This is a genomic window from Blautia intestinalis, from assembly GCF_014297355.1.
In the GTDB taxonomy this organism is placed as follows: domain Bacteria; phylum Bacillota; class Clostridia; order Lachnospirales; family Lachnospiraceae; genus Blautia_A; species Blautia_A intestinalis.
Genome location: NZ_JACOQE010000002.1, coordinates 373,122 through 399,498, shown reverse-complemented (window position 1 = coordinate 399,498; position 26,377 = coordinate 373,122). Strand labels below are relative to the sequence as shown.

Annotated in this window: 24 protein-coding genes; 19 read left to right on the top strand and 5 right to left on the bottom strand. The window is 42.6% G+C overall.

Annotated features, from left to right (window positions below; translation table 11 throughout):
• Nucleotides 1–54 precede the first annotated feature (54 nt).
• The 3 genes from H8Z79_RS06005 to H8Z79_RS05995 all read left to right on the top strand — a co-directional run bounded on the left by H8Z79_RS06005 (nt 55) and on the right by H8Z79_RS05995 (nt 2,791).
• Nucleotides 55–1,458, top strand: a complete 1,404-nt coding sequence (locus H8Z79_RS06005) for a glycosyltransferase family 39 protein (protein WP_187002743.1) — start codon at nt 55–57, stop codon at nt 1,456–1,458.
• A gap of 66 nt (nt 1,459–1,524) precedes the next feature.
• Nucleotides 1,525–1,839, top strand: coding sequence for a hypothetical protein (locus tag H8Z79_RS06000; protein WP_187002742.1), 315 nt, complete (start codon nt 1,525–1,527; stop codon nt 1,837–1,839).
• A 10-nt stretch (nt 1,840–1,849) separates the two neighbouring features.
• Complete coding sequence (locus H8Z79_RS05995) at nt 1,850–2,791, top strand: glycosyltransferase family 2 protein (protein WP_015542497.1); 942 nt, start codon at nt 1,850–1,852, stop codon at nt 2,789–2,791.
• A gap of 221 nt (nt 2,792–3,012) precedes the next feature.
• Here the strand turns inward: H8Z79_RS05995 and H8Z79_RS05990 are convergent, their stop codons facing one another.
• Complete coding sequence (locus tag H8Z79_RS05990) at nt 3,013–4,566, bottom strand: glycosyltransferase family 2 protein (RefSeq protein ID WP_015542498.1); 1,554 nt, start codon at nt 4,564–4,566, stop codon at nt 3,013–3,015.
• Nucleotides 4,567–4,699: 133 nt separating this feature from the next.
• Here H8Z79_RS05990 and H8Z79_RS05985 point away from each other — a divergent pair, with 133 nt between their 5' ends.
• The 13 genes from H8Z79_RS05985 to H8Z79_RS05925 all read left to right on the top strand — a co-directional run bounded on the left by H8Z79_RS05985 (nt 4,700) and on the right by H8Z79_RS05925 (nt 19,712).
• On the top strand, nt 4,700–5,848 hold the full coding sequence (locus H8Z79_RS05985; RefSeq protein ID WP_182001939.1) for a glycosyltransferase family 2 protein: 1,149 nt from the start codon (nt 4,700–4,702) through the stop codon (nt 5,846–5,848).
• A gap of 94 nt (nt 5,849–5,942) precedes the next feature.
• On the top strand, nt 5,943–7,385 hold the full coding sequence (locus H8Z79_RS05980; RefSeq protein ID WP_015542500.1) for a L,D-transpeptidase family protein: 1,443 nt from the start codon (nt 5,943–5,945) through the stop codon (nt 7,383–7,385).
• 54 nt (nt 7,386–7,439) lie between these two features.
• Nucleotides 7,440–8,159, top strand: coding sequence for a glycosyltransferase family 2 protein (locus H8Z79_RS05975; RefSeq protein ID WP_015542501.1), 720 nt, complete (start codon nt 7,440–7,442; stop codon nt 8,157–8,159).
• 146 nt (nt 8,160–8,305) lie between these two features.
• On the top strand, nt 8,306–9,466 hold the full coding sequence (gene cbiD / locus H8Z79_RS05970; protein WP_015542502.1) for a cobalt-precorrin-5B (C(1))-methyltransferase CbiD: 1,161 nt from the start codon (nt 8,306–8,308) through the stop codon (nt 9,464–9,466).
• Nucleotide 9,467: 1 nt separating this feature from the next.
• Nucleotides 9,468–10,226, top strand: a complete 759-nt coding sequence (gene cobM / locus H8Z79_RS05965) for a precorrin-4 C(11)-methyltransferase (RefSeq protein WP_015542503.1) — start codon at nt 9,468–9,470, stop codon at nt 10,224–10,226.
• Between the two features lie 23 nt (nt 10,227–10,249).
• A complete protein-coding gene (locus H8Z79_RS05960; protein ID WP_118040558.1) occupies nt 10,250–11,293 on the top strand; it encodes a cobalt-precorrin 5A hydrolase in 1,044 nt (347 codons plus the stop codon).
• A complete protein-coding gene (cobJ, locus tag H8Z79_RS05955) occupies nt 11,286–12,017 on the top strand; it encodes a precorrin-3B C(17)-methyltransferase (RefSeq protein WP_072521313.1) in 732 nt (243 codons plus the stop codon). Before H8Z79_RS05960 ends, cobJ begins: the two co-directional genes overlap by 8 nt.
• Complete coding sequence (cobK, locus tag H8Z79_RS05950) at nt 12,010–14,013, top strand: precorrin-6A reductase (protein WP_118040556.1); 2,004 nt, start codon at nt 12,010–12,012, stop codon at nt 14,011–14,013. The genes cobJ and cobK overlap by 8 nt, the downstream gene beginning before the upstream one ends.
• Nucleotides 14,010–15,383 (top strand): cobyrinate a,c-diamide synthase, encoded by a 1,374-nt coding sequence (locus H8Z79_RS05945; RefSeq protein WP_118040554.1) that lies wholly within the window; start codon nt 14,010–14,012, stop codon nt 15,381–15,383. Before cobK ends, H8Z79_RS05945 begins: the two co-directional genes overlap by 4 nt.
• Before the next feature lie 97 nt (nt 15,384–15,480).
• Nucleotides 15,481–16,449 carry an adenosylcobinamide-phosphate synthase CbiB gene (cbiB, locus tag H8Z79_RS05940; protein ID WP_408609893.1) on the top strand — a complete coding sequence of 323 codons (969 nt, stop codon included), beginning with the start codon at nt 15,481–15,483 and terminating at the stop codon, nt 16,447–16,449.
• A gap of 54 nt (nt 16,450–16,503) precedes the next feature.
• Nucleotides 16,504–17,541, top strand: a complete 1,038-nt coding sequence (gene cobD, locus H8Z79_RS05935; protein ID WP_118040550.1) for a threonine-phosphate decarboxylase CobD — start codon at nt 16,504–16,506, stop codon at nt 17,539–17,541.
• Entirely contained in the window at nt 17,542–19,074 is a 1,533-nt protein-coding gene (locus H8Z79_RS05930) for a cobyric acid synthase (RefSeq protein ID WP_118040548.1), read from the top strand.
• Nucleotides 19,071–19,712, top strand: coding sequence for a precorrin-8X methylmutase (locus H8Z79_RS05925; RefSeq protein ID WP_015542509.1), 642 nt, complete (start codon nt 19,071–19,073; stop codon nt 19,710–19,712). The genes H8Z79_RS05930 and H8Z79_RS05925 overlap by 4 nt, the downstream gene beginning before the upstream one ends.
• Here H8Z79_RS05925 and pdxR read toward each other — a convergent pair.
• On the bottom strand, nt 19,709–21,016 hold the full coding sequence (gene pdxR / locus H8Z79_RS05920; RefSeq protein WP_118040546.1) for a MocR-like pyridoxine biosynthesis transcription factor PdxR: 1,308 nt from the start codon (nt 21,014–21,016) through the stop codon (nt 19,709–19,711). The genes H8Z79_RS05925 and pdxR overlap by 4 nt on opposite strands.
• Nucleotides 21,017–21,120: 104 nt before the next feature.
• Here pdxR and H8Z79_RS05915 point away from each other — a divergent pair, with 104 nt between their 5' ends.
• The gene (locus tag H8Z79_RS05915) at nt 21,121–21,984 is read left to right on the top strand and encodes a pyridoxamine kinase (protein WP_118040545.1); all 864 of its coding nucleotides are present in this window, start codon (nt 21,121–21,123) and stop codon (nt 21,982–21,984) included.
• 503 nt (nt 21,985–22,487) lie between these two features.
• Here H8Z79_RS05915 and H8Z79_RS05910 read toward each other — a convergent pair.
• The 3 genes from H8Z79_RS05910 to cobI are packed head-to-tail and all read right to left on the bottom strand — an operon-like array spanning nt 22,488 to nt 24,757.
• Complete coding sequence (locus H8Z79_RS05910; protein ID WP_118040543.1) at nt 22,488–23,219, bottom strand: ABC transporter permease; 732 nt, start codon at nt 23,217–23,219, stop codon at nt 22,488–22,490.
• Between the two features lie 12 nt (nt 23,220–23,231).
• A complete protein-coding gene (locus H8Z79_RS05905) occupies nt 23,232–24,074 on the bottom strand; it encodes an ABC transporter ATP-binding protein (RefSeq protein ID WP_118040541.1) in 843 nt (280 codons plus the stop codon).
• Nucleotides 24,071–24,757: a precorrin-2 C(20)-methyltransferase gene (cobI, locus tag H8Z79_RS05900; protein WP_118040539.1), complete on the bottom strand. Its 687-nt coding sequence runs from the start codon at nt 24,755–24,757 to the stop codon at nt 24,071–24,073. Before cobI ends, H8Z79_RS05905 begins: the two co-directional genes overlap by 4 nt.
• A 131-nt stretch (nt 24,758–24,888) precedes the next feature.
• Here cobI and H8Z79_RS05895 point away from each other — a divergent pair, with 131 nt between their 5' ends.
• On the top strand, nt 24,889–25,410 hold the full coding sequence (locus H8Z79_RS05895; RefSeq protein ID WP_118040538.1) for a hypothetical protein: 522 nt from the start codon (nt 24,889–24,891) through the stop codon (nt 25,408–25,410).
• A gap of 18 nt (nt 25,411–25,428) precedes the next feature.
• A complete protein-coding gene (gene pfkB / locus H8Z79_RS05890) occupies nt 25,429–26,358 on the top strand; it encodes a 1-phosphofructokinase (protein ID WP_118040536.1) in 930 nt (309 codons plus the stop codon).
• The last annotated feature ends 19 nt before the right edge of the window (nt 26,359–26,377 follow it).

Below are 26,377 nucleotides of genomic sequence, written 5' to 3'. Positions count from 1 at the left end.
CAAAAGAGGGAGGCAGGTGTTTTGAGGAATATATAAGGAGCGTATGAAATTCATATGATAAGTTTTTTGTGTTTAGCAATACCTCCGATTTTGCTTTTGTATATTAGAAGTAAAGTTGTAGGGAAAAATGAACATAAGACACTGGAAAATAGAATTGTAGAATATTGTTTTGCACTGTTGTTTTTGAATTTTATAGCAATATCTATTACATATCTAGTGTTTCACCATTCAGGTAGATTGCAGAGTGCTTTGAATGATAAAACAGTATTTGCTTTTCATTATCTTGTGTTGGTAATAGTGATATCGATAATTGTACCGATGATGGAATATTTTTTCAAAAATCATTTTCAGTTAAACATAAATTTGTCAGAAACAATGTTAAGTATACGAAAATATGATAAGACAAAATTGTTTTATTTATATGTTTTTGTTTTATTTGTAATGAACTTTATCAGAATATTTGATAATTCATTTTGGGCTGATGAAGGATATAGTATTAGTCTAGCTAAGATGAGTATAGCGGATATGATTAATGCGACTGCGAATGATGTACATCCACCATTACATTATTTTTTGATACAATTAATGTATCACATATTTGGAAATAAGGGATTTGCATATCATTTGTCAGGATTTATTCCCTATGTATTTTTATTAATAATTATATGTAGTTATATTAGAAAACGTTTTGGTATGTTAACTGCATTTTTTATGGTAACAATGTGTTCGTTGATGAAAGAAGCGGTAAGATATAATGTAGAGGCCAGAATGTATTCTATGGGAGCCTTATTTGTTTTACTTGCTTTTCTTGCACTTTATGAGATAATAAAAAGAAATTATCTGCGGGATTGGATGATATTTGTAATAGTATCATTAGCTGCGGCCTATACACATTATTATGCCTTGGTTGCAGTGGCTTTTTTCTATCTTGCATTAATTCCTCTTACATATAGAGATAGAGGAAAGCGTAGACGGACAATTATGGCATATATTATTACCGTGATTGCGTATTTACCTTGGTTGTCTATTTTAATTAAATCTTTTGAGTCAACGGCTGACAGTTGGTGGCTGAATGAAATTCCAACTATAAGAGAGGCTTTTCTGTATTTGTTTGATACAAAATGGCTGAGTATACTTTTTGTCTTGGCGGTGATTGGATATTTCCTGTATGAGACCAGGCTTTTTAGCATTCGTATAAATGAAACAGAAAGATGGATAGATAAAGTAGACACAGTTATTGAAATAGATGAAAAGAGAACAGGTGTATCGGAAGAACTGATATGGGTGATAGCAGGTCTTTGTTCTATTTTTGGAACATGTGTTGTAGGACTGATATTATCTTATACAATTCGTCCATTTTTTGTTTTACGTTATTTATATCCGACTGTTCCAGTAGCGTATATGCTACTGATTTATTGTACAAGAAAGATGAAATTGAAGAAAATTTTGTTTGTATAGATTTTGTCGATAGTTTTCAGTAGCAGTATTCCATCTTACTTTGCAGTGTTGAGAAATGATATTGAGTTGGATCATGCAACTACAGATGTTCTTAATACAATCAAACCATCCAAAACGGCTGCAATTTTTAGCGATAATAAACACCTTGGGTTGAGCTTGTTACCATATTATTTTCCGGATAATTATGGAAAATATAATGAGAATGCCGTGGAGGATATTGATCAAAATTATTCGGAAATATGGCTTTTCTGGACTCAGCATTTGGATGAGCACAAAATCAGTGAAATTAATAAACAAAGTTATTCTTGTAATGAGATTTATGAGAGCAAGTTTGCGAATGGAATATATTTCCATATTTATAAGCTTGAAAAAGAAAACTAGGGAGATTGCTATGATTTCTATTATTGTGCCGTGTTATAATGAACAGGAGGCGATTCCTTTCTTTCATAAGGAGATTACGCTTGTTTTAAAAGAAATCGGTGAAGACTACGAATTGTTATTTGTCAATGACGGATCAAAAGATGACACACTGAAAGAATTAAAAGCGCTTTCAGAAAAGGATTCCCATGTGATTTATCTTTCCTTTTCACGTAATTTCGGAAAAGAAGCTGCGATGTACGCTGGATTTTGCAATGCAAAGGGTGATTACGTTGCTGTTATGGATGCAGATCTTCAGGATCCGCCGGCATTATTACCGGAAATGCTTCGGTTGCTCAGATCAGGTGAGTATGACAGTGTGGCAACGAGACGTGTAAGTCGTGAGGGAGAACCGGCTGTCCGAAGCTGGTTTGCCAGAAGATTTTACAGCATCATCAACAAAATATCTGAGGCAGATATTGTTGACGGCGCCCGGGATTTCCGCCTGATGAAAAAAAGCATGGTAGATGCAATTGTTGCCATGGGAGAATATAACCGATTTTCAAAGGGACTGTTTGGCTGGATCGGATTCCGGACATACTGGATGCCTTATGAAAATGTTGAGAGAGTGGCAGGAGAAACAAAATGGAGCTTCTGGAAATTGTTCAAATATGCAATTGATGGAATCATTAATTTTTCTCATGTTCCTTTAAGTATAGCGTCCTGGTTTGGGACGACAATGACCTTCTTTTCATTTCTGGCACTTGCAGTCATCATTATCCGCCGGTTGATATTCGGAGATCCGGTTGCAGGCTGGGCTTCTATTGTCTGTGTAGTTATCTTTATTGGCGGAATCCAGCTCTTGTGTCTTGGAATTATGGGACAGTACATATCAAAGACATATCTGGAGACAAAACACAGACCACATTTTATCATAGCAGAGACAAATGATGAGTCGGTAATTAGACTGAAATAAAAGATATATCGTAACTATTCAGAAGGTAGTATCCCGCGAGGTGTTTTGGCATGTTTTTTGCCAAAATCCCGAGACATATAAGGCAAAATGCCATCACCGAAGGTGATTTGGAATGCATTTTGACTCGTAACTGTGAGGGTACTGAACAGTTACGATATATCAGAGAAATATGGCAGTGGCACTATTACTGAAGTGTCACTGCCATAATATTTTGGAAATATTTATATATGTCGACGTATTACACGGGCACAGTGCATTGCTTTGTGCTTGAGTCTGGCAACAGGGGTACCCGGTTCAAAGTTGAGGGACTGCGAAGCCAGAGTAACATAAAATACGTGTTTACCTGATTTAAAACGGGAGTTCTCCGGGGTAACCGGAAACTCGTTCCCTCTTCGAAAACTGTGAAATTTAATTGTGTTTGAACCGGAGATCATGCAAAATTCAACCTTTGTAGATGATTTTAGCATATCATACGGTATGATGGCAGTAAAATACAGAGTGAGTGATAACTGCTGGCCGTTAAAAAGCGCACCTTCATCACGATTTTCATAGAAAGAACAGTCAATGATCTGTGTCTGGGAGCCGGAAATGAGTCGCAGAAACATCTTTGAAGGATATGGAAAACGTGTGTAAATTTTTACATGTGCCTGTAAAGTAAGGGCATTTTCCTGGAAATCAAGTGTCTCAAGAAAAACCGGATAGGAAGCACTGGAACATGAATTAAAATCAGAATAATGAAAATACTGATTTTCGGCATCAGCATCATAAACAAGTGTACCGGAATCTGGCGCCTTTTTTATACTCAATAAGTAATCACATAATTCCGGAGAAAGATTGTGCTGCTCTATAACGATATGATCGTCGATTCGCTGTAACGCACGAAATAACATACTCAGAAAAGATTCTTTTTCATGTGCAGTCATCACATCATCCGGAAATTTTTTCATCCGGAAACGTGCCAGGAGATCATACATGATTGTATACTGAACAAAGTCCGGAACATATCCCAGTCGACGCTCAGATTCATCCAGCGCCCAGAACGTGTAATATTTAAGACTGTCAATATACCATTCTTTCCGATGCTTGGAAACATTTAATGCGGAATCCAGCGTATTTCGGGTACGGTACATATAACGGCCTGAAGGTACGATTCCATATCGTGGACAGTCAAGGAGGATATCCATGATCAGTTTTGCATCTTCTGCATATTTTAAAGTCGTGTCAAAGGAACGATCCTGAATGATTTTGTGTCTGAAAAACGCAGAAGAGGCAGACATTTGAATAAATGAATATTCATGGACAAGATCAATGATACGGGAACTTTCGCATTCGTATTTGTAATTGAGACGGTGACCGAAATCTCTTTTTTCAAAGAAATAAATAGGTACAGATACAAACGGAATATTTGCATCACAGGTGCTGAAAAAGCCATATACATCGGATAAAGTACTGGAAGTAAGTCTGTCATCAGCGTCCATAAAACTGATATACTGTCCCTCGCAATGGCTGATCCCGGTATTGCGGGCACTTGCAGCACCGCCATTTTCTTTGTGTATTACTTTAATATTGTCTGGAAATTTTTGCTGATACTCATCACAGATTGCACTGGATCTATCTGTAGAACCATCGTCTACGAGAATTATTTCTACGGATTCTTCAAAGCCGATATCCTGAGTCAGGATGCTCTCGATAGCTTCAGCAAGATATGGTTCAACATTATAAACAGCTGTTACAACAGAAAATTTAAAACGATAGTCAGAAACTGTCTGATTCATAGCAATACTCCTTTGCTGATATTGTATTTATCATATCATAAAAAGGAAGTGACAGAAAGTCTTTGTTGATATGTTTACGAAAAACAGGGGTTATGCTATACTGAGACAAAAAGATCTGATTGAGGGTATTTGGATGGAAACATATACAAACAATAATAAAAAACCAGAGATAACAGTCATTATTCCTTCTTATAATGTAGAAGAGTATATTGGAGAATGCCTGGAAAGTCTGAAAAAGCAGACATTTACAGATTTTGAAGTGCTTTGTGTGGATGATGGTTCGGATGACGGAACAGTCGATATTATTAAGGAATATGCAGTATCTGATCCACGTTTTCAATATGTAGGAATGGATCATTGCGGAAAAGCCGGACTGATGAGAAATGAAGGAATCAAAAGAGCAAAGGGAGAATATCTGCTGTTTCTGGACAGTGATGATTTCTTTGAACCGGAACTTATGGAACACAGTCTGAATAAGATCAAAGAAGATCAGGCAGATGTCTGCATGTATGATGCAAGGCTCTATTTTGGAGACACCGGTAAATACAGAAAAAGTAATGTTATGCAGAAGAAAGAATATCTTCCGCAGACGATGCCGGTAGAAGGAAAGTCATTTCCATACGTTTTCAATATTGGTACGGGATGCCCATGGACAAGCTTGTTTAAAAAGAGCCTGATCAATGAAAATAAGCTTGAATTTATGGCGCTTTCACGTTCAAATGATATTTACTTTGTAAATATGGCACTTGTCCTTGCAAAAAGAATTACGATGCTTCAGGAAGTTCTTGTTAATTATCGCCAGAGAAGTACCAGCCTTCAGGCAAATAATACGAAAACTCCATGGGACTGGTATGAGGCATTAAAGGCAATCCGTGATAAATTGAAAGAACTGGACTTGTATGATGCTGTAGAGACGAGCTATAAAAACCTTGCTTTTGGAGTGAGCATTTACAATATGTGTTCTCTTAAAGCAGGAGAAGCATTCTGCCAGATTTATGAGCGATTGAATAATGAAATATTTGCAGAGTTTGATCTGGGTACTTTCACGGAAGAAGAATGTTACTCTTATAATGCTGCAAAATATCAGATTTATATGCAGATGAAAGAATGCAGTGCGGTGGAATATCTTTTCAGACAGGCGCAGGAAATGAAAGAATGGCAGTCGAGAGCAAAAAAAGCAGAAAAAGAGCTCAAGAAACTGAAATCCAGCACAACATTAAAAGCCGGTAAAGCATTATTGTATATTCCTAAGAAGCTGAAACATATGAATGGCAAAAAATAGAAATTTAAGATTACGTGTGATTTTATATGGATGCTATAATAAATTATAAAACGTGTTCATAAATTTACATTACAGCAGATACGAGGAATAAATTATGGGGAAGAAATTCAAGGTAAGCAGGAAAACAAAGAAGATCATACTGGGGGGATGCATCGGTGCGATGGTGGTTTTGTTTGCAGGGCTTTTTGTTTATCTGCATATTGCAGATACGAACACCCTTGGAAGGAAAATCTCCATTTATGGCCTTGATGTTTCCAAACTTACGGTTGATAAAGCCGAACAGAAAATTTTGAAGGACTTCCGGGGAAGAAAGGTTTCTTTTCAGGAGGATGGAGCAGTTGTTTACGAGACGACATTAGGAGATCTCGGCTATGATCTGAATGAAGAGGCATTACAAACACAGCTTACCGAGCTGCAGAAAACAAGAGAGGCAAACAGGAAACTGTTTGCAACTCAGGAGGATCAGAAGATTTCCTATGAGATCAAAAAGAACGAAGAACAGGAAAAAAATGCCCTTCAGGAATCAAATTTTGGAAATAAAGATCGAACTGCATCCGTAGATGCATCCATTCAATATGACGAGAAACAGAAGAAATTTACACTGACTAATGATGTACAGGGAAATCAGATTGATGCAGCGCGGATTCAGACCTATGTCGATCAGTCACTGGATTCTCTTTTTCCGACACAGCTTCTTGGCGGAGAAATCAAGCTTGTTATGGGGAATGATGTATATCAGCAGCCGTCTGTGACCGCTTCGGATGATATGCAGAACAAGCTTTCTCAATTAAATGAGGAACTGAATAAGTACCGCAGTTCCAAAGTCACCTATACACTTGGAAGTGAGACAGAGGTGGTTGATGCGGCGACGATCGAGTCATGGCTTCAGATATCTTCTGACAGTATCAGTGTAGATCAGGATGCAATAAAGACATACGTACAGGATCTTGCAACGAAATATAATACGATCTATGTACCCCGTACATTCCATACTTCTTATGGAAATGATGTGACAGTATCCGATAATGAATATGGATTTCAGATCGATCAGGATGGGGAACTGCAGCAGCTTCTGAAAGATATTGCGAGTGGAAGTGAGGTCAGTCGTGATCCGGTTTACAGCATAAGCGCCATGCAGCGAAATGGCAGTGATGATCTTGCCGGAAGTTACATAGAAGTAAGCCTTGATAATCAGCATCTCTGGCTTTATAAGGATGGTGTACTGGTGACAGAGACAGATATTGTAAGCGGTGCGCCGAAAGCCGGTCGTGAGACTTACCGTGGGGCATGGCCGATTGCATATAAGGCAAGCCCGTACAATCTTTCGAGCTCGGAATATGGTTATAATGTAACCGTAAAATACTGGATGCCGTTTGTATATGGTCAGGGACTTCACGACGCATCCTGGCAGTCGTCTTTTGGCGGAAACAGATACAAATCCGGCGCAGGAAGCCATGGCTGCATCAATCTTCCTACGGATCAGGCGGCTTTGATCTACAATACGATAGACGGAGGATATCCGATCATTATTTATTAATTTTGGCAGTCAGGAATCATCAAATCTGATGATATTGGTTAGTTTGGGAGACTTATGGAAAAATTATATGTGATCATTCCTGCCTACAATGAGGGAATGAATATTGAACAATGTATAGACGACTGGTATCCGATCGTTGAGCGACACAATGGAAATGGTGAGTCAAGACTTGTGATAATCAACGATGGAAGCAAAGACAACACTTACGAGATCATGCAGAAACTGGCGAAAGATAAACCGCTGTTTACACCATTGACAAAAGCTAATGGCGGACATGGGGATACGGTACTGTATGGTTATCGATATGCAATCAGACATGATGCGGATTATATTTTTCAGACAGATTCCGACGGACAAACAGATCCGGCAGAGTTTGAAGAGTTCTGGAAAGCAAGGGACCAATATGATGCAGTGATCGGAAACCGTATTGAACGTGGAGATGGGAAAGACCGCAAATTTGTAGAGAATATTGTCTGCCTGCTTCTTCGGATGATTTTCGGCGTAAAAATTGAAGATGCGAACGCACCCTTCCGCCTGATGAAAGCATCTCTGGTTGAGAAATATATAAACAAACTTCCGGAAGATTTCAATATTCCGAATATCATGTTTACGACCTATTTTGTATATCACCACGAAAAGGTTAAGTTTATTCCGATTACATTTAAACCGAGACAGGGTGGTGTTAACTCTATTAATATTAAGAAAATCGTGAAGATCGGCTGGAAAGCCGTAGGTGATTTCCACAAACTTCGCAGAGAGATCAATGATGTATAAAACACCTGAAAATTTTATGTTTGCAATGAAAGCTGAGTCTTTTATAGATTCAGCTTTTTTGTCATACTGTCGTATAAGGCATTCCTTTCATTGACAAGTTTTTGGCAAAATAATATAATAATTAAGTATGTAATAAGGAGGGCTTTATGGAGCACAAAACAGGGCTGGAAGATTTTTATGTAATCAAAAATAATAAAAAACTCCGAATGGGTTATACGACCGGTTCCTGTGCTGCGGGAGCTGCAAAAGGAGCTGCTGAAATGCTTCTTAGTGGCAGTATCATCCGTGAAATTTCTCTTATGACACCAAAGGGAATTCTTCTTCATCTGGAAATGCATGACATTACTATGGAAGCCAATTCGGTGACATGTGCTGTCCGCAAACAGGCCGGGGATGATCCGGACACAACAGACGGAGTACTTGTATATGCAAAGGTCGAAAGGATTTCAGGAAAAAGAGCCTGGATTGTCGATGGTGGTATCGGTGTTGGCAGAGTGACTAAACCGGGACTTTCACAAAAAGTCGGCGAGGCGGCGATCAATCCGGTTCCCCGTTCCATGATATGCAGGGCACTGGAGGAAGCGGCAGACAGATACCAGTATGAAGGCAATCTGAAAGCTACAATTTTTGTGCCGGATGGAGAGAAGATTGCAGCGAAGACATTTAATCCGCGACTTGGGATCAAGGGTGGCATCTCTATTCTCGGAACTTCCGGAATCGTGGAACCGATGAGTGAAAAGGCACTGGTTGACAGTATCCGGGTAGAGATGACACAGCATCTTGCGCAGGGAGAGAAGTATTTACTGGTCACACCCGGAAATTATGGTGCGGATTATCTGAGAGCACATATGGACCTTCCCTTTGAAAAAAATATGAAATGCAGCAATTACGTGGGTGAAACGATTGATATGGCCATCAATATGGGAGCAAAAGGAATCCTCTTTATCTCGCATATCGGCAAATTTATTAAGGTGGCTGCCGGAATCATGAATACACATTCTCACAATGCGGATGCGAGAATGGAAACACTCTGTGCAGCGGCAATCCGTTGCGGATGTACACTTGAGTGTGCGAGAGAAGTTCTTGATTGTAACACGACGGATGAGGCACTGCAGGTGTTGGACAGTAATCATATTCTGAAAAAAACGATGGAGGAGATCATGCGGCAGATTCAGTTTTATCTTGATCATCATTCCTATCATCAGATATTGCTCGGAGCAGTTGTTTTTTCGAACGAATATGGATATCTGGGACAGACAGCAGATGCCGGTGAACTGATAAATAAGATAAGCAAAGGAGAAAAATAATATGATTCATTTTGTAGGAGCAGGACCGGGATCACCGGATCTTATCACAGTAAGAGGAAAACAGTATCTGGAAGAGGCAGATGTGATTATTTATGCAGGATCTCTTGTAAATCCGCAGCTTCTGGAATACAGCAAAGATGTCTGCACCATTCATAACAGTGCAAAGATGACACTTGAAGAAGTAATTGCAGTTATGGAACGTGCAGAGGCAGAAGGCAAAATGACAGTAAGGCTTCATACCGGAGATCCGTGTATCTATGGCGCAATCAGAGAGCAGATGGATATTCTGGACGAAAAAGGCATTGCCTATGATTACTGTCCGGGTGTCAGTGCATTTTGCGGGGCAGCCAGTGCTCTGAATCTTGAATATACGCTTCCGGATATTTCACAGAGCGTGATCATTACGAGAATGGAAGGCCGTACACCGGTGCCGTCCAAAGAAAGCATTCAGTCTTTTGCGGCACATCAGGCAACAATGGTTGTATTTTTAAGCACCGGTATGCTGGAAGAACTGAGCAGAAGACTGATTGAGGGCGGATACAGGGAAGATACACCAGCGGCGATCGTTTATAAGGCAACCTGGCCGGATGAAAAGAAATTTGTCTGCACAGTAGGCACACTTGCAAAAACAGCAGCAGAAAATAATATCACAAAAACAGCTCTGATGATCATTGGAGATTCCGTGAGTGCGGCACATTATGACCGTTCGAAACTCTATGATCCGGGATTTACGACAGAGTTCAGAGAAGCAACAAAATAAGAATAAAGTCAAAGGAAAAGAAGATGCACATTTCGATCATCTGTTTCAGCCTGACCGGTTATACTACGGCAGAAAAAATACAAAAAAGCCTGCAGCAATGTGGGTATACAGCGGATCTTTTTAAAAAAAGTAAATATCTGGAAGATTCCATTGCAGAGAATACAGCAGTCTGGACAGGACATCATTTCAAGACAGATGACGGACTGATTTTTGTCGGTGCATGTGGAATCGCAGTGCGCAGCATTGCCCCTTATGTTGTAAGTAAGAAATCAGATCCGGCAGTGCTGGTGGTCGATGAATGCGGAAAATTCGTCATCTCACTTTTGTCAGGACATCTTGGCGGTGCAAATGCACTTGCGCTTAAAACAGCAGAAATACTTGGGGCAGAGCCGGTGGTGACAACGGCAACGGATCTCCATGACCGATTTGCGGTGGATGTATTTGCAAAGAACAATCACTGTGCGATCTTTAATATGAAAGCCGCGAAAGAAGTATCTGCGGCAATACTGGCAGGTGAATCTGTCGGGTTTTACAGTGAATTTCCATGGGCAGGGTCACTTCCGAGAGGACTGAAAGTATGCACTCCGGAAGATTCAGGCAAACCAGAGGCAGGGATTGCCGTGACAGTGCATCGTGCATGTCTGCCTTTTACATCTACAGTGCAGATCGTGCCAAAGGCTGTTGTTCTTGGTCTTGGATGTAAAAAAGATAAAGAAGCAGAGATCATCCGGCAGGAAGCGGAAGCCTGTCTGGAGTCAGAAAGTATTTATCAGGAAGCAGTCAGTCAGATTGCAAGTATTTCCCTGAAAAAAGAGGAGCAGGGGATTCTTGCACTGGCGGCAGACTGGAACATTCCTTTTTGTACATTTGGCGAGGCAGAGCTGCAGAATGCAAAAGGGACATTTGAAGAATCAGAATTTGTAAAAAAAATCACAGGTGTAGGAAATGTCTGTGAGAGAAGTGCGGTCCTGGGCGCGGAGCAGGGCAGACTGATAAAAAAGAAAACAGGGCGTAACGGCGTGACTACGGCGCTGGCGCTCCGGGACTGGGAGGTACATTTTGAATAAAATATATGTTGTAGGAATCGGACCGGGAGGCTGTGACCAGATGACCGGAATTGCCATGCAGGCATTAAAAAACAGTGATACCATCATCGGTTATACGGTTTATGTAGACCTTGTAAAAGATACATTTCCGGATAAAGAATTTCTGACGACTCCGATGAAAAAAGAAGTAGACCGTTGTGTACTTGCTTTTGAGGAGGCAATGAAAGGCAAAAGTGTTTCCATGATCTGCAGCGGAGATGCAGGTGTATATGGAATGGCAGGCCTGATGTATGAAGTCGGTACGAAATATCCGGAAGTAGAGCTTGAAATTGTACCGGGTGTGACGGCAGCTCTCGGTGGTGCGGCTGTTCTCGGAGCACCGTTGATTCATGATTTCTGTCTGATCAGTTTAAGTGACCTTCTCACTCCATGGGAAAAGATCGAAGCAAGACTGCTTGGAGCATCACAGGCGGATTTTGTGATCTGTCTCTATAATCCATCCAGCAAAAAAAGACATGACTATCTTCAGAAGGCATGTGATCTGATGATGCAGTACAAGTCCCCAGAAACTGTCTGCGGAACTGTCTGCAACATCGGACGTGAAGGGGAAGAATATCATGTTATGACACTGAAAGAACTGCGTGATACAAAAGTTGATATGTTTACAACCGTATTTATCGGTAATTCTCAGACAAAAGAAATTAACGGTAAGATGGTGACACCGAGAGGATATCGCGATGTATAAGGCTATTGTTTTTGCCGGTACAACGGAAGGATATGAAATCTGCCGTTTTCTTTCTGAAAATAAAATTTCTGCCCTTGCATGTGTGGCAACAGAATACGGTTCTCATTCACTGGAGGCAGGAGATTATCTTAAAATACAGGCAAAGCGTCTGGATGAACAGGAGATGACAGAACTTTTTCATAAAGAACTGCCGGAGTTTATTCTGGATGCGACACACCCCTATGCAACGGAAGTAACAAAAAATATCAAAAGTGCGGCACTTGCATCCGGCATTTCGTATATACGTGTCTTAAGAGCCGAAAGTCAGTCGCAGAATGCTGTTTATGTAGAAACAGCAGAACAGGCGGTAGAATACCTTCGAGACAGAGAGGGAAGAATTTTTCTTACGACCGGAAGTAAAGAACTGGCAGCTTTTACGACGTTACCGGATTATCGGGAAAGAATCTATGCGCGTGTACTTTCACTTCCGTCTGTGGTTGAAGCCTGTCAGAAACTTGGCTTTGAGGGAAAACATCTGATTGCCATGCAGGGACCGTTTTCGAAGGAAATGAATGAAGCAACGCTCAGGCAGTATGAATGTCAGTATCTTGTTACGAAAGATTCCGGTAAAGCCGGCGGTTTTCAGGAAAAAATCGATGCTGCGTTTGCGTGCGGTGTAATTCCGGTGATTATAGGAAGACCGGTACAGGAGGAAGGTATTTCTCTTACCGAGTGTAAAAGAATGCTTGCAAAATATTTTTCCTGTGAGGGAAATCAGCATATTACACTTCTTGGAATTGGTATGGGCAGTGAGGATACGCTTACAATACAGGGAAAAAGAGCTGTAGAAAAGGCGGATCTCATCATTGGTGCCAGACGGATTGCAGATGCAGTGGCACTTCCGGGGCAGGAAGTTTTTTATGAATACAGAAGCAGGGAAATCGTAGATTATATTCAAAATCATCCGGAGTATAGCAATATAGTGGTTGCACTTTCCGGGGATGTTGGTTTTTACAGTGGCGCCAGAAAACTTGTGGAATTATTTGGCGAGGTTTCCATACAGCCGGAGATTATCTGCGGGATTTCATCTGTTGTATATTTTATGTCAAAAATCGGCCTATCCTGGGACGATGCGAAGATCGTCAGTGCACACGGAAAAAACTGCAATCTTATTTCACTGATCCGTTCCTGTGAGAAAACTTTTGCGATTCTCGGAACAGCAGATGGTGTGGCAGAACTGTCAAAAAAACTTACCACATATGGCATGAGTGATGTCATACTTTATGTAGGGGAAAATATGTCATACCCGAATGAAAAAATCTTTGAAAAACCGGCACATGAACTGGTGAATTACAAGGCAGATCCGCTCAGCGTCATCTGTGCATACAATCCGCAAGCAGAACCGCTTCCGGCGACACATGGAATGCCGGATGAGGTGTTTCTGCGAGGTAAGGCACCTATGACAAAGAGTGAAGTGCGAAGTGTATCACTGACGAAACTGAAATTAGATGAAAATTCTGTATGTTACGATATCGGTGCCGGTACGGGTTCTGTATCGGTAGAAATGGCGCTGAGGGCTTCACAGGGACAGGTTTATGCAATCGAAAAGAAAGAAGATGCACTTAATCTTCTGAAAGCAAATAAAGAGAAATTTGCACTGGATCATATGCAGATCATAGCGGGAACCGCACCGAAGGCTATGGAAGACCTTCCGGCACCGACGCATGCATTTATCGGAGGCTCCTCAGGAAATCTTGATAAGATCATAGATCTGTTACTTGCCAAAAATCCACAAGTGCGGATCGTAATTAACTGTATTACACTGGAAACGGTTTCAGAAACGATTTCCTGTATACGAAGACTTGAGGAATCTGGTGCAGATAAGGAATGGGAATCGGAAGTGGTTCAGCTTGCTGTATCAAGAGCCAAAAATATCGGCAGATATCATATGATGATGGGAGAAAATCCAATCTATATTATTACTGTACAGGCACACAAAAAGGAGATGACCTTATGAGAATTCCCAGAATCCTTCTGGCAGCAGGAGCGAGCGGAAGCGGAAAAACGCTGATTACCTGCGGGCTTTTGCAGGCACTGGTAAACAGAAATCTTACGGTGGCATCTTTTAAATGTGGTCCGGATTATATCGATCCGATGTTTCACAGCCGTGTGATCGGTGCAAAATCTGCAAATCTGGATACATTTTTTACATCTCCGGAAGTTACGCGGTATCTTCTTTCGGAAAATGCCGCAAATTGTGAGATAGCGGTGATGGAAGGTGTCATGGGATATTATGATGGAGTTGCAGGAACGACAACACAGGCAAGCGCCTATGACCTCGCTTCTGTTACCGATACGCCGGTTATTCTGATCGTAAACAGCAAGGGAATGAGCGTGTCACTTGCAGCTTATATCAAAGGCTTTGCCGAATACCGAAAGGACAGTCACATTAAAGGTGTGATCCTGAATCAGATGTCTCCGATGCTTTATCCGAGAATGAAAGAGCTTCTGGAAAAAGAGACCGGGCTTTCGGTTCTGGGCTATGTGCCAAAAGTTGAAGACTGTGTGATCGAGAGCAGACATCTTGGTCTGGTACTTCCGGACGAGATTCCTCAGCTTCGCGAAAGATTACAGAAACTTGCAAAAATACTGGAAGATACACTGGAGATTGATGAAATACTAAAGCTTGCCGCTGATGCATCGGAAGTTCAGGCGGCAGAGCCGCAAATTTCTTTTCATCTGGATAAAACGGTACGAATCGGTGTTGCTGAGGATGAAGCATTTTGTTTTTATTATAAGGATAATTTCCGGCTTCTTGAAAAGATGGGAGCAGAGCTGGTATCTTTTTCACCAATGCATGATGCACATCTTCCGAATGATCTGCAGGGACTGATCCTTGGCGGTGGTTATCCGGAACTTAATGCCAGAGAATTAGAAGCGAATGCGAGCATGCGGGAGGATGTGCGCCGTGCATTGAATGATGGAATGCCGTGTCTGGCAGAATGCGGTGGCTTTATGTATCTTCATGATGAGATGGAGGCCATGGATGGAAATAGCTATCATATGGCGGGCGGGATTTCCGGCAGAGCTTATCGTACGCAGAGACTGAATCGTTTTGGTTACGTGACTCTGACACAGAAGAAAGAAGTTTTGAGAATGAATGATATGGGTGGAATACCTGCACATGAATTTCATTATTTCGATTCTGAAAACTGCGGGGACGATTTTGATGCGAAAAAACCGGCGAGCCACAGGAAATGGAATTGCATTCATGGCACAGATACCATGATGGCGGGATTTCCGCACCTGTATTTTTATGGCAATCCGAAGGTGCCGGAGGCTTTTCTTCGTAAGTGCAGCCAGTACGGCCGTCAGGATGCCAGATAAAGAATAAACGTAACTGAGAAGGTACTGAACAGTTATGAATAAATGAAAAAGAGCAGAGATGTTTTGTATATAAACATCGGGAAGGGAGAAACACTTGATATATCATACCATAGCGCTGGCAGCAGGATTTATACTTGATCTGATATTCGGAGATCCGAGATGGCTGTACCACCCGGTCTGTCTGATCGGCAATCTGATCTCTTTCCTTGAAAAAAGAATTCGAAAGATTTTACCAAAAACAAGCTCCGGGGAACTGACCGGCGGACTGATCGAAGTTCTGATCGTCTGTATTCTTTCACTCGGAATTCCGGCAGTGATTCTTTATACATTGTATCCGAGGCTTCCATGGCTTGCATTGCTTCTGGAAAGTTTCTGGTGTTACCAGCTTCTGGCAACCAGATCCTTAAAAGACGAAAGTATGAGGGTTTATGACCGTTTGAAATACGGAACGCTGGAAGAAGCACGTAAGGCGGTATCCATGATCGTAGGCCGTGATACAGCGGCACTTACGGAAGAAGGAGTGACGAAAGCGGCGGTTGAGACTGTGGCGGAAAATGCTTCGGATGGTGTCATCGCACCGATGCTTTATATGGCAATCGGCGGTGCGCCTCTGATGTTTCTTTATAAAGGAATCAACACCATGGATTCCATGCTTGGATACAAAAACGACCGTTATCTTTATTTCGGACGATGCGCGGCAAAACTTGACGACGCGGCGAATTATCTGCCATCCAGAATATCAGGCGGATTGATGGTTCTGGCTGCATATTTTAGCGGCTTTGATGGCTGGAATGCCTGGAAAATTTTTCGGCGGGACAGCCGTAATCATGCAAGTCCGAATTCTGCACAGACAGAATCTGTAATGGCGGGTGCTTTGGATGTCCAGCTTGCAGGTAATGCATATTATTTTGGAAAATTATATGAAAAACCAACGATTGGTGATCCGATCAGACTGATCGAACCGGAGGATATTCGTCGTGCAAACCGGCTTTTGTATGCGACAGCAATTACCGGAGTTGTTTTGTTCCTGCTCATCAGAATCGTACTTATTTTGTGCTGGAGCTGAATACTATATCTGATTTTTATATTTTGATGCCGAAACAGGCAGGAGGAAACTGAAATGACGAAGCACGTACATGGAGGCAATATATATACTTACAAAAACTGCCTTGACTTTTCGGCGAACTGTAATCCGCTTGGAACTCCGGAAAGTGTCAAACAGGCAATACGTGACAGTCTGGAACAGATAAAAGATTATCCGCAGGTGGGATATCAGCCGCTCAAAGAGGCAATTGCAGCGTATGAGGCGGTAGAACCAGAGCATATCATTTGTGGAAATGGTGCGGCGGAGATCGTATTTTCTCTGTGTCATGCACTGAAACCGAGGAAAGCACTGCTGCCGGGACCGACATTTGCAGAGTATGAGCAGGCACTTGCGAGTGTGGACTGTGAAGTCGAATATGTTCTTTTAAAAGAGGAAAATGGTTTTGCACTGCAGGAAGATTTTGTGAACTGGCTGCACAAAGATCTGGATATGGTTTTTCTGTGTAATCCGAATAATCCTACCGGAATTTCCATAGACAGGGATCTTTTGTTCCGAATTTTGCGTATATGCAGGGAGATGGAGATTTTTCTCGTTGTAGATGAGTGTTTTCTTGATTTTGTGAAAGAACCGGAGAAACATTCACTGAAAGCACAGTTATCAAGATATCACAATCTCTTTCTTCTGAAAGCGTTTACAAAACGTTATGCAATGGCTGGTGTCCGTCTTGGTTACGGAATCTCAGAAAATAAAGAATTACTTGAAAAAATGACGATGGCCACACAGCCCTGGAATATTTCTGTGATGGCACAGGAAGCAGGAATTGCGGCACTGAAAGAAAACGAGTATGTCGAAAACGGACGGCAGATGGTATTTGAGGAAGCGAAGTACCTCAGGGAAAAATTACAGGAACTAGGAATGGAAGTCTTTCCGTCTGAGGCAAATTATATTTTCTTTAGAGGACCGGAGGATTTGTTCGAAAAATGTGTGAAGCACGGCGTACTGATCCGTGACTGCAGCAATTATTTCGGATTGAAAAAAGGATATTACCGGGTTGCTGTCCGTACACATGAAGAAAATAAAAAGCTTATCCAGTCCATGCAGGAGGAATCATAAATGGCAAAAACGATTATGATACAGGGTACGATGTCCAATGCAGGAAAAAGTCTTCTTGCGGCAGGACTGTGCAGGATTTTTCATCAGGACGGATATCGGGTAGCTCCGTTCAAATCCCAGAATATGGCATTGAATTCATTTATTACAAGCGAAGGTCTGGAGATGGGAAGGGCGCAGGTCATGCAGGCTGAGGCGGCAGGGACAGAACCATCGGTTCTTATGAACCCGATTCTTTTGAAACCGACCAATGATGTTGGCTCTCAGGTAATTGTCAACGGGGAAGTCCTCGGAACGATGAGCGCCCGGGATTATTTCAAATATAAGAAAAAACTGGTGCCGGATATTATGAAGGCATTCAACAAACTGGCAGAAGAAAATGACATCATCGTTATTGAAGGGGCTGGAAGTCCGGCCGAAATCAATCTGAAAAATGAAGATATCGTCAATATGGGAATGGCAAAGATGGCAAAAGCACCTGTACTTCTTGCAGGAGATATCGACCGTGGAGGTGTTTTTGCACAGCTTTACGGTACGGTAGAGCTTCTTGAAGAAGATGAGCGAAAGATGATCAAAGGTCTGATCATCAATAAATTCCGCGGTGACAAGACTATTCTGGATCCGGGAGTTGCCATGCTCGAAGAGAAATGTGGCATTCCGGTTGTTGGTGTTGCACCGTATATGAATATTCAGGTGGAAGATGAAGACAGCCTTACCGAACGTTTTGAGCGTCCGCAGGAAGTCGGACAGATTGATATGGCTGTTATCCGTGTACCACGTATTTCAAACTTTACAGATTTTAATCCGCTGGAAAGTATTCCGGGAGTATCACTTCGGTATGTGCAGCACCCATCAGATCTGATGCATCCGGATGTGATCTTTTTACCGGGAACCAAAAATACCATGGAGGATCTGAAGTGGCTTCGCGAAAGTGGCATGGAAACTTTGATCCTGAAAGCAGCAGCATGCGGTACGCTGATTTTTGGAATCTGCGGCGGCTATCAGATGCTTGGTGAAACGTTAAGTGATCCGTATGGTGTCGAGGCCGGTGGAAGTATGCGCGGAATGGGACTTCTTCCGATGGATACGGTTTTTGCAGAAAAGAAAACAAGGACACAGGTAAACGGAAGATTTCTGGAGATGGATCAGGAATTCGAGACACTTTCCAATGTGGAATTTACCGGTTATGAGATCCACATGGGAGAGAGCAGACGAAAAGACGGTGCGACTGCAAGTACCTTTACCTGCGACAGTGTGACAGGAACAGAAAAAACAGAGGGTACCTTCCGAAAGAATGTATGTGGTACTTACGTGCATGGTATTTTTGATAAAGAAGATGTGGCAATGGGGCTTGTGCGTGCAGTCGGAGAAAAAAAAGGCATCGATGTCTCTGATATGACAGGCGTAGATTTTGCGACATTTAAAGAAACACAGTATAATATTCTTGCTTCGGAGCTTCGAAAACATCTGGATATGAAACGGATCTATGAAATTCTGGAAGAGGGAATCGAGACAGAAGGAGAGGCACAGGAATGAAAGTAGAACTTGAAAATGTAAAACCGATGGAGATCGAAAAGAGAAGCTTTGAGATCATTACGGAGGAGCTTGGGGATACACAGCTGGTGCCGGGAACGGAGCTGATTGTCAAAAGATGTATCCATACAAGTGCAGATTTTGATTATGCGGAAAACCTCTGCTTTTCTGAAGGAGTCGTACAGCGCGCACTTGAGGCGATCAAAGCAGGAGCCTGTATAGTGACAGATACACAAATGGCGAAAGCGGGGATCAATAAACGAGCACTTGCCCGTTACGGCGGTGAAGTATACTGCTTTATGTCGGACGAAGATGTTGCAAAAATTGCAAAAGAGAATGGAACGACCCGTGCGACGGCAAGTATGGATAAAGCTGCTTCTCTGGATAAAAAACTGATTTTTGCGATCGGAAATGCGCCGACAGCACTGGTTCGTCTTTATGAGCTGATTGAAGAAGGTAAACTGAATCCGAATCTGATCATCGGTGTGCCGGTTGGTTTTGTCAATGTGGTACAGTCAAAAGAGCTGATCATGGAATCCGGTGCACCGTATATTGTTGCAAGAGGACGTAAAGGCGGAAGTAACATTGCAGCATGTATCTGTAATGCACTGCTGTATATGATTGATAACCGTCGAGACTAAATAAGATTACTTTTCAGAAGCCGGCATGCAGGTTCAAATTCATCTGTTGCAATCGAAGAGCAGGAAAGCAGAAGTGTGATCGTATCTGCACTTTCTTCGAGAATCAGGATGGATAGCCCGTTCATGCGGGCTTCTTTTTTTAGTTCAAGGCCTGTGCGGGTATACGGAACAGTCAGTGCAAGGCTTGTTCCGGCAGCACCGGTCTGAATTGTACAGTTTTCGCCAAATATATTTTGAACTACATTTTTAAGTTCTTTCAGTTTTTGAGCGTATAACTTTTTTAATTTTTTTGTCTGTGAAGTCAGATGTCCGTCACGTATGAACTGACAGAGAGCAATCTGTTCAACTTTAGAGGCGGTCTGGCTGTATCGCTCTGCAACCGCTGCGTATTGTCTGGACAGAGAAGGTGGCAGAACCATAAAACTTAAGCGGATGGACGGGAGCAGAAGTCGGGAGAAAGAACCAATATAAACAACTCCGTGTCCGCCGGCAAGATTAAAAAGTGAAGGTGTCGGCCGCTGGAAGTAGACGAATTCATTTTCATAATCGTCTTCAATGATCAGGCTGCCATTTTCGGAAGCATGATGCACAAGTTCCATACGACGGCTGACCGGCATGATCTCTCCCCATTTTGTCATGTGAGCAGGGGAAACATAAATAACATCACTGTCTTTGTTACGGTAACGTACATCAAAACCATAATCTGCAAAGATCGTACTTCCCTGTACAAAAGAAGCGTTCGGAAAAGAAACAGTTTTTTTGCCACGGATAAGAGGACAGAGAATATTCAAAAGACTCTGCATGCCGGCACCGATGACAATATCATCGGCAGAGCAGTTTACATTTCTCCGCTGGCGAATATAGTCGGCAAGTACCTGACGCAGATCTGCTTCTCCCTGTGGCTCTCCATAGGAAAGGAGACGTTCGCTCTGGCGAAGGGCGCTTTTCAGATAGCGCTGCCACAGATCAAAGCGAAAACTTTTATGATCGACACCATTGGAGGCAAAGTCATACTTTACCGGTGGAAGATTCGAATGGCGGGATACAGGTGATACCGGATCCTGCGCGGCAATGTCGGTCACATAGTATCCGCTCTGCGCGCGTGCAATGATATAGCCATCAGCGGCAAGCTGGAGATAGGCATTCTCAATCGTGGTACGGCTGAGTTTTAATTCGGCAGCACATTTGCGGAGAGAAGGCATACGACTTCCTGCCGGAAGACGGTGTTCCATAATAAGATTTTTGTAATGATCATATACCTGAAGATACAGACTTTCTTTATTTGAATGAAATGATAAACTCATAAACTGTCCCCTTAAAAATGAATAAAAGTGGTTATTTTTCTAAATACACTTAGGTGCTATTCTAAACCAGAATATGAGGAAATGCAAGATAAGGAGAATTCAGATTGAAAAAAATTGCAGTATTAAATGATCTTTCAGGACTGGGGAAATGTTCTCTTACAGCGGCAATTCCGGTGATCTCTGTAATGGGAATTCAGGCATGTCCGCTGCCGACAGCAGTACTTAGCTGCCAGACGGGTTTTCCATCTTATTTCTGTGATGATTATACAGAACGTATGGATAAATTTATGGATGAATGGAAGAAACTTGATTTTCAGCCGGATGGAATCTATACGGGATTTCTTGCGGATGCGGCACAGGCAGATAAGGTTGTTTCGTTTATAGAACAGTTTGGCGGAGAGAATGTAAAGATTCTCGTCGATCCTGTAATGGGAGATGACGGAGAGGAATATTCGATCTACACGGAAGCACTTTGTGAAAAAATGCGTTTTCTGGCGAAACGGGCAGCTGTGATCACACCGAATCTGACAGAAGCACTGTTGTTGCTTCACGGCAGGGAACGTGCGCATAAAATCTGGAGCAAGCTCAGTAATCTCGCGGAAAAAGAGTTAAAGGGGTTTGTGGAAGAGACCGGGAATAAGCTTGCAATGGAGTATGAGACAGAAGTGGTGATTACCGGGATTGATTTTCCGGTGAAATCCGGAGTGCAGGAGATAGGAAATCTGATCTGTGCCGGAGATTCTGTTCAATGGGTAACTGCACAGAAAGTCGGGGGCAGTTACTCCGGAACGGGAGATCTGTTTGCGTCGGTTTTAAGTGCCGGAATGGTGAAAGGAACGGATACAGTAGAATCTGTCCGAAAAGCAGTAAATTTTCTTGCGAAAGGGATACGCGATGCGGTTGAAGAAGAGACAGACCGCAATGAAGGAATTTGTTTTGAGAAGTATTTGTATGAGTTAGCCCGCTGATTTTAGACGTTGTTGAAATGACGGAAAGCTTCGTACGATCTCACAGATCGTGTGAAGCTTTCCTGTTTTTTCAACAGACAACAAATCAGCCGCAAATTCAAACCAGCGAGGGTGTTGCCGCTCGGAGCGAGTCTACTGCGCCTGCGGCTACCGGAATCCTTGTAAGGTATAATGCACAGAAAAGGTTGCATGTGTCTTTCCTGGCTGACTGCTGTTATGGAAGTAGCTAAATTCAGCAGTAGACTCAGAGAAAGAACAGGTTCTATGCCGTCAGCGAGGATTTTGTAGCGAAGAACATGCCAGCTGCTGCCATCAAGCCCACTGTTTGAGCCACAGGCGAGTTTGGGCGACTGGCAGCAAATAGGCGCATGTTCTGAGTAGAAAACGCAGCTTTGGCACAGAACCTGTTCTTTCTTCTGAATGACTGCGTGAACAGTCTACTGCCAAAAACTCTGAAGCCTGTGGCAGAACAGATACATGTAGCCTTTTCGTAAATAATACCCTTACAGATTCTTCTTTTTATAGATAAACCACGACGCAATTGCTGTGAATACAATAAGGTACGCCCCCAGCACGGCAATCCCCGTCATCTGAAAGCCTTCCCCTGCGGAAATGCTTCGGATCATATGACTGGTCTGAGATAGTGGAAGCGCAGACACAAACTTTCCAAGAATCCCCGGCAGTTTTTCCGTAGAAAAAAATGTATTACAGAGATATGCCATCGGCATAATAATGTAGTTGGAAAACCGTGGTACATCCGCATGGTTCTTTGCAAGGAAAGAAACCACAACACCGATTGCAGAAAAGACAGCACCATTCAAAAACATGATCAGAAAAGACCATCCATTAAAAATCAGACCCGTATCGATCGGTATTGTCAGAATCAGGATCACTCCGCCGGCATAAAAACCACGGAGACTACCACCGATGATCTGTCCTGCGATAAACTGCCACAGAGGTGTCGGTGAGATCATAACCTGGTCAAATGCCTTCTCATAAAGACGCTGTACATTCAGATTCTGTGCGATTGCATTAAAACTTCCGTTCATAGTTGTCAGTGAGACGACACCCGGGATCAGAAAGTTAAGATATGGTTCTCCGTGCGATATCGTCTGGATACCCATTCCGAATACAACAAGATACATCAGAGGTGCGATCATCGCGGCCAGAGTGATTTTATAAAAATCTCTTCGGAATTCCACCCATTTTTCCCATAAAATCGTAATAATTCCCATACTCAGTCCCCCTTATGATGGCATCAGATGTCTGCCGGCACGTTCGACAAAAACATCCTCCAGCGTTGTTTCACGTAAGGAAGCCTGACCGGAAAGACCTGAGAGATAGGCAATCGCTTCTTCACGGGTGTGGAAATAGTGACTTTTTGTCTCATCACCTGAGAATTCATCTACAGTATAATTACCAAGACTGTTTATCAGGGCAGATGGTGTGCTTACTTCTTCAAGCCGGCCATGATCCATCAGTGCTACACGGCTGCAGAGATTCTGCGCTTCTTCCATATAATGTGTTGTGAGCAGGATAGTCAGATTTTTGCCGTTAAGCTTGCGGAGAAGATTCCACATCTGACGACGGGACAATGCATCCATGCCGGCAGTCGGTTCATCAAGAAGTAAAATTTCCGGATCTGTCAGAAGTGCACGACAGACCATCAACTTACGTTTCATACCACCGGAAAGTTTGCGCACAGTACGTTTGCGGAATTTGATCAGATCACAGAATTCCAGAAGTTCTTCCGTGCGTCGTTTGATCTCCTTACGAGACATAAAATATAGACGGCCCTGGTATTCCATGATCTCGTCCATATTCATATCCTGACGCATGGAATATTCCTGCGTGATCACACTGATCTTGCGTTTTAGATCCGGACGGTTTCGGGTAAGTTTCTGACCATCGATCAGAATCTCGCCCTTTGTAGGAAGCAGGAGGGTTGAGAGAAGACTGATCGTTGTTGTTTTACCGGCACCGTTGGGACCGAGAAGACCGAAAAACTCTCCGGTCTCAATTTTCAGATCCAGAGAATCTACGGCCGTGAAATTGTCAAAAGTTTTTGTCAGATTTTTGGTTTCGATCATTTGTGCTCCTTTGCAATGATCAGAGAATAGTATCCGGCATCATCTGGGATTTCTTCTACGCTGTGATAAATATGCTCATTCGGCATACCACAGTTTTCAACCATCAGAACATCCTTACCGCTTCGGGACAGGATTTCCTTTACCTGATTCATTTTTTTGCCGGATTTCATCAGAATATAATTACCGGATTCTGTCAGTTCATTGTCCAGACGGTGAACGGCAGGGATGATATGAAGTTGTTCGTTCCATTCGGACAGAGAAATATTCAGACGAGCTGCGGCTGCACAGAAAGAAGTGATTCCGCTGACAAGTTCTGTATGATATCCGTCTGCTTCCACACGATGCTGCAGATAAGAAAATGTAGAATAAACACATGGATCACCAAGAGTCAGGAAAACAATATTTTTTCCCTGATCCAGATAAGATTCAAGAGTTTTGGCTCCTTTTGCATGATTGCGTTCCAATTCATCGGCATCATGGGTCATCGGCATGTAGATTGGAAGAAGTTCCTTATCTGCAAGCTCCGGTACTGCCTGAACAGCAATTTTATAAGCAACGGTTTCTCTGACATCAGCACCCGGTACTGCAATAACCTCGTTTTCACGGATCATACGTACTGCTTTCAGTGTCATTAATTCCGGGTCTCCAGGTCCGACGCCAACTCCAAATAAAGTTCCTTTCATTATAAAAATCCTCCTGATAATATTAACATTAAATCACATTCTTTTTATTATACTAGAAGTGCATTGTGTTTGCAATGTGAGATTTGCTGTGTTATATTAGGTGAGAAAATGAGAAAACGGAGTAATAAATTATGAAGAAAAAATTTATCTGGCTGCTTGCAGCGGCATTTACAGGGATTGTAGCTTTTTCCGGTGTCTGTCAGGCGGACGGAATGTCAATCAATAAAGAGGACGGGGAATATTCCATACAGGTAGAACTTGAAGGTGGAAGCGGTAAGGCAAGTGTAACTTCCCCGACGATTCTTACTGTAGAAGACGGCAAGACATATGCCCAGATTCAGTGGAGCAGTTCCAATTATGATTACATGATCGTGGATGGAGAGAAATATCTTCCGACAAACGAAGAAGGAATGAATTCCGTCTTTGAAATTCCGGTGATTTCCATGGATGAGGCAATGCCTGTAATCGCAGATACCACTGCAATGGGAGCACCACATGAGATCAATTATAATCTGACTTTTTATTCAGATTCTATCGGATCTAAGAGTCAGCTTCCGCAGGAGGCGGCCAAACGTGTCGTAGCAGTGGCAATGGTGATCATTGTCGGGGGCGGAATCCTTAATTATTTCGTAAACAAAAGAAATCGCTGCTAAAAGTTACAGGAGTAAAAAATGATCATAACAGTAACCATGAATCCGGCAATCGACAAGACGGTGGAGGTTGACAAATTTCAGCCATACGCTCTGAACCGTATCCGGAGGATCGAGTATGATGCCGGCGGCAAGGGAATTAATGTTTCCAAAACGATCCATGCGCTTGGAGGGGAAAGTCTTGCTATGGGGTTCCTTGGAGGAAACACCGGCAAGACAATCGAAAATGTATTAAATGACCGGAATATCCGTCATGATTTTATCTATGTGGATGGAGATACGAGAACTAACACAAAAATTTTTGACTGTGTCGGAGGTGTGACTGAGCTCAATGAACCAGGACCTGCAATTACGGATGATCAGACAGAAGCACTGATTCAGAAAATCTGTACGTATACAGACAATGAGACACTGGTCGTTCTTGCAGGAAGTGTTCCCGGTGGAGTAAGAAAAACTGTCTATGCAGAGATTGCAGAATGTGTCCATAAAAAGGGAGGCAAAGTCCTTTTGGATGCGGATGGAGAATTGTTCCGTCTGGCATTAAAGGCAGTTCCGGATATCATCAAGCCAAATCAGACAGAGCTTGAAGAATATGCAGGTCTGGATCATAAGCTTTCTGTAGCTGAATTAATGGAACTTGCAGAAAGTCTCTGTCAAAAAGGAATACAGACGGTGGCAGTTTCCATGGGAAAAGACGGAGCTGTTTTTGCAGGAGAAAACTATAAGATAAACTGCCCTGCGCTGCCAGTAAAAGCACATTCCACAGTCGGTGCGGGAGATGCGATGGTGGCTGCACTTGCATATGCCCATGACAGAAAGCTTTCGGAAAAAGAAATGGTAAGACTTTGTATGGCTGTGTCAGCAGGTGCTGTGACAACTGTCGGCACAAAGCCGCCGGACAGGGTGCTGGTAGAACAGCTGATGTCGGAAGTCAGGATGCAGATGTTATAACAGAAAGAAATTTAAGACA